Annotated in this window: 9 protein-coding genes and 1 pseudogene; 7 read left to right on the top strand and 3 right to left on the bottom strand. The window is 32.8% G+C overall.

What is annotated here, in order from left to right:
• The first annotated feature begins 1154 nt into the window (after nt 1-1154).
• From ML436_13360 to nrdG, 6 genes are all read left to right on the top strand, one after another.
• Nucleotides 1155-1652: a glutathione peroxidase gene (locus ML436_13360; GenBank protein UMT78091.1), complete on the top strand. Its 498-nt coding sequence runs from the start codon at nt 1155-1157 to the stop codon at nt 1650-1652.
• A gap of 398 nt (nt 1653-2050) precedes the next feature.
• Nucleotides 2051-3937, top strand: a complete 1887-nt coding sequence (locus ML436_13355) for an assimilatory sulfite reductase (NADPH) flavoprotein subunit (GenBank protein ID UMT78090.1) — start codon at nt 2051-2053, stop codon at nt 3935-3937.
• A gap of 60 nt (nt 3938-3997) precedes the next feature.
• The gene (locus ML436_13350) at nt 3998-4603 is read left to right on the top strand and encodes an NAD(P)-binding protein (protein UMT78089.1); all 606 of its coding nucleotides are present in this window, start codon (nt 3998-4000) and stop codon (nt 4601-4603) included.
• A 608-nt stretch (nt 4604-5211) separates the two neighbouring features.
• Nucleotides 5212-6582 carry a citrate:proton symporter gene (locus ML436_13345; GenBank protein UMT78088.1) on the top strand — a complete coding sequence of 457 codons (1371 nt, stop codon included), beginning with the start codon at nt 5212-5214 and terminating at the stop codon, nt 6580-6582.
• Nucleotides 6583-6814: 232 nt separating this feature from the next.
• Entirely contained in the window at nt 6815-8665 is a 1851-nt protein-coding gene (gene nrdD, locus ML436_13340) for an anaerobic ribonucleoside-triphosphate reductase (protein ID UMT78087.1), read from the top strand.
• On the top strand, nt 8662-9198 hold the full coding sequence (gene nrdG, locus ML436_13335) for an anaerobic ribonucleoside-triphosphate reductase activating protein (GenBank protein UMT78086.1): 537 nt from the start codon (nt 8662-8664) through the stop codon (nt 9196-9198). The genes nrdD and nrdG overlap by 4 nt, the downstream gene beginning before the upstream one ends.
• Before the next feature lie 344 nt (nt 9199-9542).
• Here the strand turns inward: nrdG and ML436_13330 are convergent.
• Nucleotides 9543-9620 (bottom strand): annotated as a pseudogene (locus ML436_13330) (hypothetical protein).
• A 131-nt stretch (nt 9621-9751) separates the two neighbouring features.
• Here ML436_13330 and ML436_13325 point away from each other — a divergent pair.
• Entirely contained in the window at nt 9752-11374 is a 1623-nt protein-coding gene (locus ML436_13325) for a BCCT family transporter (protein UMT78085.1), read from the top strand.
• A gap of 54 nt (nt 11375-11428) precedes the next feature.
• Here the strand turns inward: ML436_13325 and ML436_13320 are convergent, their stop codons facing one another.
• Both ML436_13320 and ML436_13315 read right to left on the bottom strand, forming a co-directional pair.
• The gene (locus tag ML436_13320) at nt 11429-12271 is read right to left on the bottom strand and encodes an alpha/beta hydrolase (GenBank protein UMT78084.1); all 843 of its coding nucleotides are present in this window, start codon (nt 12269-12271) and stop codon (nt 11429-11431) included.
• Nucleotides 12272-12310: 39 nt separating this feature from the next.
• Nucleotides 12311-13801, bottom strand: a complete 1491-nt coding sequence (locus tag ML436_13315; GenBank protein ID UMT78083.1) for an FAD-dependent monooxygenase — start codon at nt 13799-13801, stop codon at nt 12311-12313.
• Between the last annotated feature and the right edge of the window lie 294 nt (nt 13802-14095).

Genomic DNA, 14095 nt, shown 5'->3' with positions numbered 1-14095 from the left:
AGCACTACAGAATGTCGTTATAAAACGATTGAAAAATACATACTGATACTTGTGAAAATAGAAACAAAAAGCTAATAAGGGCGTATTACAAATTAAGATTATATGTAATATAGCTTATTTTATGCAATTAGTTTAATTTTAAAAACATTTATACTTTGAAATGTTTGAAAATTAACATAATTCAGTTTATTTTTAGGAGAATAAACCTGTAATACTTTCAATGCATACGCATCACTATCTTATACGTAAAAAATTCGTATATATAGGATGAAAAATAAGTCCAATTTATTAATGAAACATTTCAATAGTGAATGACTGAATCTTATAACACAATCAGATTCATATTAATAAAAATGATGGAATGAAAAATAATATGATTAAAAAATCATTAATTCACAATTATAAAACGAGTAATTGTTGGCATTCAATATTACTTATAACTACTTACTTTATGTGAACGAGATGTTGCTGAAAAAACAATTAGTAGCATATCCATTTAGAATGTTCGCTTTTAATTTTTATAATTGAATAATTATTATTGATGATTTAATATGTATTCGGTCGCACACGATACAAAGTGACTTGTTTTAATAATATGCAATAATATGGAATTTGTTGTCGCGTGTTACAACGTATAAGCGTGTCATTTTAATTTTAAGAGGGTTTTAAGGATATTTAATGAAATAAAGGAGGGTTTTGCAATCAATCACTTGTGAAGTTTATAAGGATTACTTGAGTTGGGCAGCTCTTTAATCCATAGTTATAACTTGATTTAAAGTATTAGCTTTAACACGCATGGTGTCAGTATGTATAGGTTCTAACTAAAGTATAAATCTATAGTTTAAAGAGCAGTCTAATTGTCTTTTTAAAAATAGAAAATAAGGATGATTATAATGAGGGGTTATAACGAAAGATATTGTATATGTAGAAATTCAACTATACAATGTGATTATTTTAAGGTAGAAAGACAGGGTGAAAATGACGCTATATCGCATAGGTTGGCTAACAACATAAACTCGAACATTGTTTATTTTATAGTCGGAAAATATATCGCACTATATAATTCGTGTTCGCGGTACAAAAACATGCTTATTTTATCAGAACATTCTAAAAAAACACTATTCAATAGAATAAAGACTGTGTAGGGGTGTCTTATGAATAATAGAAATGTGTATGATATCGAAGTAAGTGATTACAAAGGTTTCACTTATAAATTAGAAGCGTTTAAAGGTAAAGTTATTTTAGTTGTTAATACTGCAACAGAATGTATATATAGCGAACAATTGAAACAATTAGAAACACTGTTTCAAAAATATAAAGACCGTGGATTGGTAGTGTTGAGTTTTCCAAATAATAATTTTGATAATCGACAACCAGGTTCTAATGAAGAAATTTTAAAAATTAGTCGTGAAAAATTTGGCGTCACTTTTCCAGTCTTAGCTAAAATTTCAGTGAACGGGGACGATGAACACCCGTTATTTACACATTTAAAACATGAACAACCAGGTATCTTTGGGTCCCCAATTAAATGGAACTTCACAAAATTTATTATCGATCGACAAGGTAACGTTGTAAATCGATATTTACCAATGGATGATCCACTGAATATGTCGGCAAAAATTGAAGTATTATTGCAAGAAGCTTCATCTTAAATATTAAATAGAGCGCTTTACGTAAGGTTGAATAAACATGCCTCTTAATGATGTATTAGTAATATGTCATTAAGAGGTATTTTTTGTTTGTAAAATCAGTAATTTGACCTATTTTACTGAATAGCTGAAATGGTACATAATAAGTAGTAAATAAATAGAAAATTGCATCGATGAACAATCTAATAAATGAAGAGAGTACGACACGATGAACATGTATAGAGTACTAAGTAAGTCTGTACATTATTTTACTACAGTGGAAACTGAATAAATGAAAGTAAAGATAAACTTACTTATTATGAATAAAATGCTTGAATATCAATACTAATGAGCATAAAAAGTACACATCGATGATAGTGATGAAACAATGATACATTTCAAATCTAATGAGGTGAAAACATTTGAAATTAAATACGTCTAATAGTCCATTTAATGAAAAACAAGTTACAGAATTGAATCAGTTGTTACAAACATTGACGCAAAGTCAAAAACAGTGGCTTAGCGGATATTTATTAGCGGTTAACAATCATGAAACAACTACTAATAGTGAGATAGAGCAAACAGTGGAAGAGATAGAAGGCAACAATAATCATCTATCAGAACAACAATCAACATCTGCGAGCTATATGCTACAAAATAAAGAGCCAAACATTGAAGCTAGTCAGAGACATGTAACGGTGCTTTATGGTTCTGAATCAGGTAATGCGATGGGGCTAGCTGAAATATTTTCAGAACGTTTAAACGAAATTGGTCATCAAGTTTCGCTAATGTCAATGGATGATTATGATACGACAAGTATCGCGCAGTTAGAGGATTTATTTATTATCACATCCACACATGGTGAAGGTGAGCCACCTGATAATGCATGGGATTTCTTTGACTTTTTAGAAAAAAATGACGCACCAAATTTAAACCATGTGAGATATTCAGTGCTTGCTTTAGGAGACCAAACGTATGAATTTTTCTGTCAAGCAGGTAAAGACGCCGACACTTTATTGGAGAAACTAGGTGCCGAACGTATATGTCAACGAGTAGATTGTGATATCGATTATGAAGAAGATGCTGAAAAGTGGATGTCAGATGTTATTAATACGATTGATACGAAAGCAGAAGGTGTTCAAAGTGAAACCATCATAAGTGAGTCAATCAAGTCTGCTAAAGAAAAGAAATATTCTAAATCGAATCCGTATGAAGCGGAAGTGTTAGCAAATTACAATTTGAATAGTAAAGGTTCAAATAAAGAAACACGCCATATTGAATTTTTACTTGATGATTTTAGCGAATCTTATGAACCAGGAGATTGCATTGTAGCATTACCTCAAAACGATCCGGAATTAGTTGATACATTGATTTGCATGCTAGGATGGGATCCACAATCGACAGTACCGATTAATGATCAAGGCGACACATTGCCGATAGTAGATGCACTAACGTCACATTTTGAAATTACTAAATTAACAGTGCCATTGCTCAAAAATGCTGATATATACTTTGACAATGAAGCGCTGTCTGAACGCATTGAAGATGAGGCGTGGGCACGCGAATATGTCATGAATAGAGACTTTGTAGATTTGTTAACTGATTTTCCGACAATAGAACTACAGCCTGAAAATATGTATCAAATACTTAGAAAATTACCGTCTAGAGAATACTCTATATCTAGTAGTTATATGGCAACGCCAGATGAGGTTCATATTACAGTTGGAACGGTTTGTTATCAAGCACATGGTCGTGAGAGAAAAGGTGTATGCTCTGTGCATTTTGCTGAGCGTATTAAACCTGGTGATACAGTGCCAATTTATTTGAAGAAGAATCCAAATTTCAAATTTCCAGTGCAACAGGATATTCCAGTCATTATGATTGGTCCAGGAACAGGAATTGCACCTTTTAGAGCATATTTGCAAGAGCGTGAAGAACTTGGTATGACAAGTAATACTTGGTTGTTCTTTGGTGATCAACATCGCGATACAGACTTTTTATATGAAGATGAGTTAGAAGAATGGCTTGAAAATGGAAATTTAACACGTTTGGATGTAGCATTTTCAAGAGATCAAGAGCATAAGGAATATGTGCAACATCGCATTATAGAAGAAAGTGCAAGATTTAATGAGTGGCTTGAGCAAGGTGCTGCCATTTACATTTGTGGTGATGAAAAATGTATGGCTAAAGATGTTCACCAAGCAATTAAAGATGTTTTAGTGAAAGAGCGTCATATTACTCAAGATGAAGCGGAGCAACTATTACGACAATTAAAGCAGCAACAACGATATCAACGTGACGTCTATTAATTAGACGAAATCAATAAATGAAAATGTTCAAACAAAATATTATAGAGGGTGTCGTTCAACATGAATATGCCATTAATGATAGATTTAACAAATAAAAAGGTTGTTATAATAGGCGGTGGATCCGTTGCAAGTCGTCGTGCACAAGTACTAAGTCAATATATTGAAAATATGACTGTTGTTAGTCCTAACATTACGAAAGAACTTCAAAGGTTAGTGGAAGAAGGTATCGTAATATGGATAGAAAAATCTTTTGAACCGAATGATATTGCGGATGCGCATTTTGTCATAGCAGCTACGAACGATCCAAAAGTTAATGAAGTAGTAAAACAATCTGTACCTATGCATGCTTTATTTAATCATGCTGGTAATGCAATAGATGGTAATGTTGTATTTCCAAGTACATTTCGTCGAGATAGACTGACGATTAGTGTATCATCTGACGGCGCAAGTCCTAAACTGACTAAACAGATTATGTTAGAACTTGAGAAATTATATCCGCCCACATATAGTTCATATGTTCATTTTCTATATATTTGTCGAAAAAAAATAAAAGCTCTAGACATATCGAAAAGTGCAAAGCAAAGACTGCTGTCACAGATTGTGTCACAAGAATATCTTGACCATACTAAACAAATGCAATTTCTGACAGAAATTAACGAGAATTAAAGCGGTTGTACTGTCTGACGGCAGTCTTAAAATATTAGCAAATTTATTGTTGGTCGAAAATGGTAAATGTGAGTAATTAACATAACCCCATAACTGTCATGGCAATTTAAAAAAGAGGTCGGGACAAAAGCGTTTAGGATTTGAGCAGAACCGAACGATGAGCGAAATTGTTTTCCAAATTTTGTCGAATCGTGAGAGTTTCTGCCGAAAATCCTGCTTTTGGGACGCCGTTAATCGGTTTCCCAGAGCACAAAATCTTTATGTCTCACCCTCATGTTTATTGTGAAAATAATTTAATAAAATAGATTCTCAAATTGAAATCTGGTTGAAGTAGCTAAGAAAGATAGCATACTTTAGCCAGATTTTTTTATGTAACAAAACATCAAGCATAAGTAGAAATAGAAAATAGTTTGCTCAGTTTGAAAATAAATAGATTTATTTTTAAAGTCGAAAACTTCAACTTACAGAATGTTAATAAGAATCTTACACAAAAAAGATTTTTTTGATAAAATAAGATAACTTAAATATAAAAAATTATATTATTTTGATTATTTAAGTTAAAGAGGGGGACTATGTAAATTGTATAAAAAGTGGAGGGAGAAATTGAGATGAATAGTGATAATATGTGGTTAACAGTAATGGGGCTCATTATTATTATTTCAATTGTAGGTTTACTCATTGCTAAAAAAATAAATCCAGTGGTAGGTATGACACTGATACCATGTCTAGGGGCAATGATTTTAGGATATAGTGTAACTGATTTAGTTGGCTTCTTTGCTAAAGGATTAGATCAAGTTAAGAATGTCGTAATTATGTTCATTTTTGCTATCATTTTCTTTGGTATTATGAATGATAGCGGATTGTTCAAACCACTTGTAAAGCGTTTAATTTTAATGACGAGAGGTAACGTTGTCATTGTATGTATGATGACAGCTTTAATTGGTACATTAGCGCAATTAGATGGTGCGGGTGCAGTAACATTTTTACTTTCAATCCCTGCGTTATTACCATTATATAAAGCGCTAAACATGAATAAATATTTATTGATTTTACTGTTAGCATTAAGTGCAGCCATTATGAACATGGTACCTTGGGGAGGTCCTATGGCTCGTGTAGCTGCAGTTTTAAAAGCTAAAAGTGTAAATGAGCTATGGTACGGGTTAATCCCAATACAAATTGTAGGATTCGTTCTTGTCATGTTATTTGCAGTATATTTAGGATTTAAAGAGCAAAAGCGTATTAAAAAAGCAATAGAGAGCAATGAATTACCGCAAACACAAGATATAGATGTACATAAATTAGTAGAAGTATATGAGCGAGATCAAGATATAAAATTCCCTGTAAAAGGACGTGCGAAGTCAAATCCAATGATTAAATGGATAAATACAGCGTTAACTTTGGCTGTAATCATTGCGATGTTAATGAATGTTGCACCACCTGAATTCGCCTTTATGATAGGTGTTTCACTTGCACTTGTCATTAATTTTAAATCAGTTGATGAACAAATGGAGCGTTTAAGAGCGCATGCACCAAATGCATTGATGATGGCGGCTGTAATCATTGCGGCAGGTATGTTTTTAGGGGTACTAAATGAAACGGGTATGCTTAAAGCAATTGCGACAGATTTAATTAAAGTGATTCCTGCAGAAGTAGGCCCATATTTACATGTTATAGTAGGCTTTTTCGGGGTGCCGTTAGACTTACTTACTAGTACAGATGCCTATTATTTTGCAGTGTTACCTATTGTTGAACAGACGGCTGGTCAATTTGGCGTACCATCTGTATCAACTGCATATTCAATGGTAATTGGAAACATCATTGGTACATTTGTAAGTCCATTTTCACCAGCATTATGGTTGGCGATAGGTCTGGCAGAAGCAAATATGGGCACATATATTAAGTATGCATTCTTCTGGATTTGGGGATTTGCTATCGTAATGTTAGTGATTGCGATGTTAATGGGTATCGTTACAATATGATAAATTAGCTAACAACACCAAATTTACTAGTAGTCACACCATACGAGACAAAGGCGGTTTTATCCCAAAACAATTTTAAAAATTAATGAAATAATTGTGTGAAAATATGAATTTCACTAAATGTTAATAACTTTGTGACGGTTTAGTTAACACCAGCAATAAAATTTGAAAATACTATATATAGTGGTTTAACGTAATAGATAGACACAATATATAGGAAGAAGGGGTAAAATTGAATCAAATCGAAGAAGCGTTAACAGGTTTGATTTCTAAAGATCCTGCTATTGTTAATGAAAATGCCAACAAAGATAGTGACACATTTTCAACTATGAGAGATTTAACAGCAGGTATCGTTTCTAAATCATACGCATTAAATCATTTATTACCGAAACACGTTGCAGAAGCGCATCAAAGAGGGGACATACATTTTCACGACTTAGATTATCATCCATTCCAACCGTTAACAAACTGTTGTTTAATAGATGCTAAAAATATGCTACATAATGGATTTGAAATAGGCAACGCGAATGTGACATCACCAAAATCTATACAAACTGCGTCAGCGCAGCTTGTACAAATTATAGCTAATGTTTCTAGCAGTCAATATGGTGGCTGTACGGTTGACCGCGTTGATGAATTACTCAGTACATATGCACGACATAATGAAGAACAACATAGAAGCATCGCACAGCAATTTGTCAAAGAATCTGAAATTGAACGCTATGTTGACCAACAAGTCACAAAAGATATAAATGATGCAATTGAAAGTTTAGAATATGAAATTAATACCTTATATACGTCAAATGGACAGACACCTTTTGTAACATTAGGATTTGGCTTAGGTACAGATCACTTAAGTCGTAAAATACAACAAGCTATTTTAAATACACGTATTAAAGGATTAGGTAAGGATCGTACTACAGCCATTTTCCCGAAACTTGTATTTTCAATTAAAAAAGGTACAAATTTTAGTCCACAAGATCCAAATTATGACATTAAGCAATTAGCATTAAAATGTTCAACAAAACGCATGTATCCAGACATATTGAATTATGACAAACTTGTCGATATTCTAGGTGATTTCAAAGCACCTATGGGTTGTCGTTCGTTTTTACCAAGTTGGAAAGATGCGGAAGGTAATTTTGAAAACAATGGTCGTTGCAACCTTGGCGTTGTGACACTAAATTTACCTAGAATGGCACTTGAATCTGCCGGTAATATGACCAGATTCTGGGAAATCTTTTATGAACGTATGGACGTATTGCACGATGCATTACTTTACCGTATTCATCGATTAAAAGATGCTGTGCCAAATAATGCACCTATTTTATATAAAAGTGGCGCATTTAACTATAAATTAAAAGAAACGGATGATGTTGCAGAATTATTTAAAAATAAACGTGCAACGATTTCGATGGGCTATATTGGATTATATGAAACAGCTACTGTTTTCTATGGCCCAGACTGGGAAACTTCTCAAGAAGCAAAAGCCTTTACGATTGAAATTCTTAAAGAGATGAAACGTTATCAAACGAAATGGACTGAGTTATATGATATTTGGTTCAGTATTTATAGTACGCCAAGTGAATCTTTAACAGATCGATTTTGTCGTTTAGATCAAGAAAGATTTGGAGACATTAAAGACATCACGGATAAAGGATATTATCAAAATTCTTTCCACTATGATGTGCGAAAAGATGTCACACCTTTTGAAAAATTAGACTTTGAAAAAGATTATCCTTATTATGCAAGTGGTGGTTTTATTCATTATTGTGAATATCCGAAACTTCAGCACAACATAAAAGCGCTTGAAGCGGTATGGGACTATTCTTATGACAAAGTTGGTTATTTAGGTACAAATATTCCTATTGATCATTGTTACGAATGTGATTATGATGGTGACTTTGAAGCAACTGAAAAAGGATTCAAATGCCCAAACTGTGGAAATGATAATCCTAAAACAGTTGATGTTGTTAAACGAACTTGTGGATACTTAGGCAATCCCGTACAACGTCCAGTAATTAAAGGTCGTCACAAAGAAATTTGTGCCCGTGTAAAACATATGAAAGCGCCAAAAGAATGACACTTTTAGATATTAAGACAGGGCAAGGCTATATTGCTAAAATAGAATCACATAGCTTTGTAGATGGCGAAGGGGTACGATGCAGTGTTTATGTATCAGGATGTCCGTTTAATTGTGTTGGATGTTACAACAAAGCTTCGCAAAAGTTTAGATATGGTGAGCAATATACAGAAGATATATTAGACGAAATTTTAGATGATTGTGATCATGATTATATATCGGGACTAAGTCTATTAGGCGGCGAACCATTTTGCAACTTGGATATCACATTAAATCTTGTTAAAGCATTTCGAGCACGTTTCGGAAACACGAAGACAATATGGGTATGGACCGGGTTTTTATATGAATATTTGGCAAATGATTGTGCAGAGCGTCGGGAATTATTATCATATATTGATGTTTTAGTAGACGGTCTATTTATTCAACATTTATTTAAGCCCGATTTACCTTATAAAGGCTCTTTGAATCAGCGTATTATAGATGTACAACAATCACTTGCGAATGCACGCATGATTGAATACATTGTTAGTTAAAAAAATTAAGCAGTCAAGCTACAGTAATAGAAGTAGATCTTGGCTGCTTTTTGTTTGTTTAAAAAACTATAAAAGATTGAGTGCCTATAAATTGTAAATAATCTGAGGATACCTTTGTTGAAACGATGAATAGGTAATTTGAAATAAAGAGAATTAAGTATTTGCTGAAAAAATAAATAATAAAAATACACATACAGTGTTGAACATTTATACAAAAATTTAATTTTAGTGGGAAGGAAGTCTAACTTTATGGTAGCGTTTCACAATAAATAAATATTCATTTATTGTGTATTAAAATACGATATTGACCCAATGATAAAATTTGTTAAATTCGTTAAATCTTAACTTAACACAGTTGTTTTAGCGCTATTGATATTTTGTTTATTGTGAGAAAAATTATATAAATATTCAATAATTGCCAACTTTCAAATTGTATGAAATTTGCATTATTATTAAATATTAGTTATTGTCAATTTTGTGAATCAATATAATTATTACATTTTGAGATAAATCGAAACAGGATTCATAAAATTAATAATTAGGGGGAGCACAATTGAAAAAAGAGAAAGTTATGGACTGGACGACCTTTATTGGTACAGTAGTTGTACTTCTTTTTGCAGTTATACCTATGATGGCTTTTCCAAAAGCAAGTGAAGATATCATCACTGGTATTAATAGTGCCATTTCTAATTCAATTGGTTCGATATATTTATTTATGGGGCTGGCGATTTTTTGCTTTGTAATGTATATCGCATTTGGCAAATATGGTAATGTCACGCTAGGTAAAGCAAGTGATAAACCAGAATTCAATACATTCACATGGGCAGCTATGCTGTTTTGTGCAGGCATCGGCTCTGATATTTTATACTGGGGTGTCATTGAATGGGCTTTTTATTATCAAGTTCCGCCAAATGGTGCGAAAAGTATGAGTGATGAAGCGCTCCAATATGCGACGCAATATGGTATGTTCCACTGGGGACCAATTGCATGGGCTATTTATGTCTTGCCAGCATTACCAATTGGCTATTTAGTGTTCGTTAAAAAACAACCTGTTTATAAAATTAGTCAAGCTTGTCGTCCGATTTTAAAAGGGCAAACAGATAAATTTGTAGGTAAAGTTGTAGATATCTTATTTATCTTTGGATTGCTAGGTGGTGCGGCAACATCACTAGCGTTAGGTGTGCCATTAATTTCTGCAGGCATAGAAAGATTAACTGGTTTAGATGGTAAAAATATGATTTTACGTTCGGCCATTTTATTAACGATTACGGTCATATTTGCCATTAGTTCATATACAGGTTTGAAAAAAGGTATTCAAAAGTTAAGTGATATCAACGTTTGGCTATCATTTGTTTTATTAGCCTTTATATTTATTATTGGACCGACTGTTTTTATTATGGAAACGACAGTAACAGGGTTCGGAAATATGTTGAGAGATTTTTTCCATATGGCAACATGGTTAGAACCATTCGGTGGTATTAAAGGTCGAAAAGAAACGAATTTCCCACAAGACTGGACAATATTCTACTGGTCATGGTGGTTAGTATATGCGCCATTTATCGGTTTATTTATCGCTAGAATTTCAAAAGGTCGACGCCTTAAAGAAGTCGTGCTAGGAACAATTATTTATGGAACGCTTGGATGCGTATTATTCTTTGGTATTTTCGGTAACTATGCTGTGTATTTACAAATCTCTGGTCAATTTAATGTAACGCAATATTTAAATACACACGGTACTGAAGCAACTATTATTGAAGTAGTTCATCATTTACCATTCCCGTCACTGATGATTGTACTATTCTTAGTATCAGCCTTTTTATTCTTAGCGACGACATTCGATTCAGGATCATATATTTTAGCGGCTGCTTCTCAGAAAAAAGTAGTAGGCGAACCGCTACGAGCTAACAGATTATTCTGGGCATTTGCTCTATGCTTATTACCATTTTCATTAATGTTAGTTGGTGGTGAACGTGCATTAGAAGTATTGAAAACAGCTTCTATACTGGCAAGTGTGCCATTAATTGTTATTTTTATTTTCATGATGATATCATTCTTGATTATTTTAGGACGCGATAGAATTAAACTTGAAACGCGTGCTGAAAAATTAAAAGAAGTTGAACGTCGTTCATTGCGAATCGTTCAAGTATCAGAAGAAGAACAAGATGATAATTTATAATAAAAACGTTAGAGTAATGGTAGTAAACCGTTACTCTAACGTTTTTAAATTGTATTATGATAGGAATCCCCAATTCTCAAGCAAAGTTGTGCTAAAATCTTTTGGCTTTTTTAAGTAACCAAAATGCCCATCTGGCATATGAATAACATCTATATCGATGTAATTAGAAATATACTGATTGACATTATATACGAAGTTTCCTTTTGAATCTAACCCGCTTAATAGGGTGATTTTTGATTTGTTTTTATTCAAATCGTCAAGTGTAATATTTGAATGTGTATATTGTCTGATTTCATATTTAGCCCAATACAAAGTTTGGTTATATTTATGTTTTTCAACTTCTGATTTATTTGTACTGTATTGAGATAATGTGTTCAAATCATCTGAAGAAGCATTGTTTTTTTCAGAAAAAGTTTTCATGCCTTCTTCGAGTCCTTTATTTAGAATATCACTTACTATATTTTCGTTTTTCTTTTTCCAATTTGTTGAATCAGGTAAAAATGTATTGATAGGTGGTTCATGTAAAGCGACTTTTTTAACAGTATCTGGATATTCTTTTAACAAATGCATTCCAACTATGGCTCCAGAACTTGTGCCGAATACATAAACTGGGTCGGGACTTAATTGAGTAGCTAGCTCTGCAATATCTAATGCATCTCTTTTAATTCGATAATCATCATACGCATTTGAAGCACGAGTTGGTAAGGGATGAGTGAGTGTACTTTCCCCATAACCTCTTCGGTCATATGTGACAACTGTAAAATGTTCTTTTAATGCTTCAGCGAATAATGTGAATATGTCACCTGTTCCATTTGCACCTGGTATCAGTATTAAGATGGGTCCTGCTCCCAATGTTGTGTATTTTAAAGTAGCGTCTTTTAATTTTAAAGTGTTCAAAATATTATTCCCCCTATGATAGAACAGTTTTTTGATACATTAAAACCATTTACGTAGTTCAAGCTCAAAGTTAGAATTGCTTAACTTTTCTTCACTCATCCATGCAATATGTCCATCAGGTCTTACAAAGATAGAGGAAAGGTCTTGTAAATCATCTCTATTTATAATATTTCCAGATATACACTTGATATAGTTTTTAAAAGGATGAGGGACGGTAGGTAATTCGGTATTTGTTAGATCTATTAATAAAAATTGTTGGTCTCTCAATAATTCAAATATTGTATGTGTCTCGCCATCATTATTCTTTATTTGAAAATTTCTAATGGGTGTTCCCACGAGTGAATCATCATCTCCATAAGAATAGCTAAGACCGGAAAGATCATTAACAATCAAACGATTAACATCTTCTAATGGTAATAAATTATTTTCAAAGTATCGCTTAAATGAAACCATGTCCTTCGAAAAATTCAATTGTATTGCTGTTTGGTTAAGCACACCCTCTAAATGCTTTTTGACTAATGGTCTACGTTCTAATTCGTAACTTTCTAACAAACCATTCGAATAACCACGTTTGATTGTATAAGCTAATTTCCAACCTAAATTAAATGCATCTTGCAAGCAAAAATTCATTCCTACGCCTGCTGCAGGATAATGAATTCTAACAGATTCTCCTACTAAAAAAACGCGATTTGTTTGCATTTTATTGGCCATGTACATAGCATCATTAAATCTCAAGGCTGATTTGATGTTATTAAAGTTAAAGTCTTTATTCCATATTTTTTTAATAATAGTCTTGACACGTTCAAGGTCAATAGGTTCATTTTGATGAAGTCTTTTCGTATCTTCAGCGTCAATGACAGTAAAACGAGTAAGATTTTTATCCATTGGTATGACTAAGCACCAACCGAATTCATTGTCGGCGACTTTAGCTTCACGTTCTGACCATGGAAAAGGAATTTCAACTTCTAAATTAACGATGGAGTGTGTAGGTTCATATCCATTCCATTTGATACCTAATGACTTTCTAACAGTACTGTTACCTCCATCAGCACCCACAACGTACTTACATGTTAATGTTTTATTGTTGTTCATATCATCTACGATATCTACTTCAACATATTCATCTTTCTCTCTTACATTAGTGACTTTTATATTACGATGAAAATGAGCACCTAGATATGTTGCTCTTTCTGCAAGTATTTTTTCGGTTTCAACTTGTGTTAAAAGTAGTTTATAAGGGTGTGAGCTATCAAGTACTGAATAATCAAGTCCAGATAATCCAGCCCAAACTCCTCCGCTTGATTGGGGATGTGGATGTAATTCTTTGGCGCGATCAATAAATTTATCAACAAAACCTCTAGAATCAAAAATTTCTAACACCCTTGGTTGTATTACACCAGATCGAGAAAGGGTTGGTTCAGATCTTTTTTCAAGAATCATAGTATCAATACCAAACTGTGCTAACTCATTTGCCACCATTAAACCAGATGGCCCACCGCCTACGATAATTATGTCTGCATAAAGTTTCATCAAAATCCCACCTTTAAGTATGTTTATAAGAAGTAATTTTACACTTAAAAACTGTAACTATCCTAAAGGTAATATATGGCAAAGCTATAAACAATAATCATTATATTGGCTTTTGTTCATTAATTAACAATTATTCTTTATACGTTGTTTAATTCAACTGGTATTAAAAAAATAAGTATTGAAAAATTAGAGAAGTGCTTGAAGATTCTTAGCTATTCAATATATGAATTTTCTATTTGTTGAAAATGAAATAACACCTATCTACTATTTATAAGAAATATAAAGCCTAAAAAA

This window comes from Staphylococcus roterodami (assembly GCA_022493055.1).
Classification (GTDB): Bacteria; Bacillota; Bacilli; order Staphylococcales; family Staphylococcaceae; genus Staphylococcus; species Staphylococcus singaporensis.
The sequence above is the reverse complement of the archived record's forward strand: the minus strand, read 5'-3'. Positions and strand labels throughout refer to the sequence as shown.

Coding starts and splice junctions, on each gene's coding strand:
- nrdG (UMT78086.1), top strand. CDS start 8,662: ATGACACTTTTAGATATTAAGACAGGGCAAGGCTATATTGCTAAAATA.
- ML436_13350 (UMT78089.1), top strand. CDS start 3,998: ATGAATATGCCATTAATGATAGATTTAACAAATAAAAAGGTTGTTATA.
- ML436_13360 (UMT78091.1), top strand. CDS start 1,155: ATGAATAATAGAAATGTGTATGATATCGAAGTAAGTGATTACAAAGGT.
- ML436_13315 (UMT78083.1), bottom strand. CDS start 13,801: ATGAAACTTTATGCAGACATAATTATCGTAGGCGGTGGGCCATCTGGT.
- ML436_13345 (UMT78088.1), top strand. CDS start 5,212: ATGAATAGTGATAATATGTGGTTAACAGTAATGGGGCTCATTATTATT.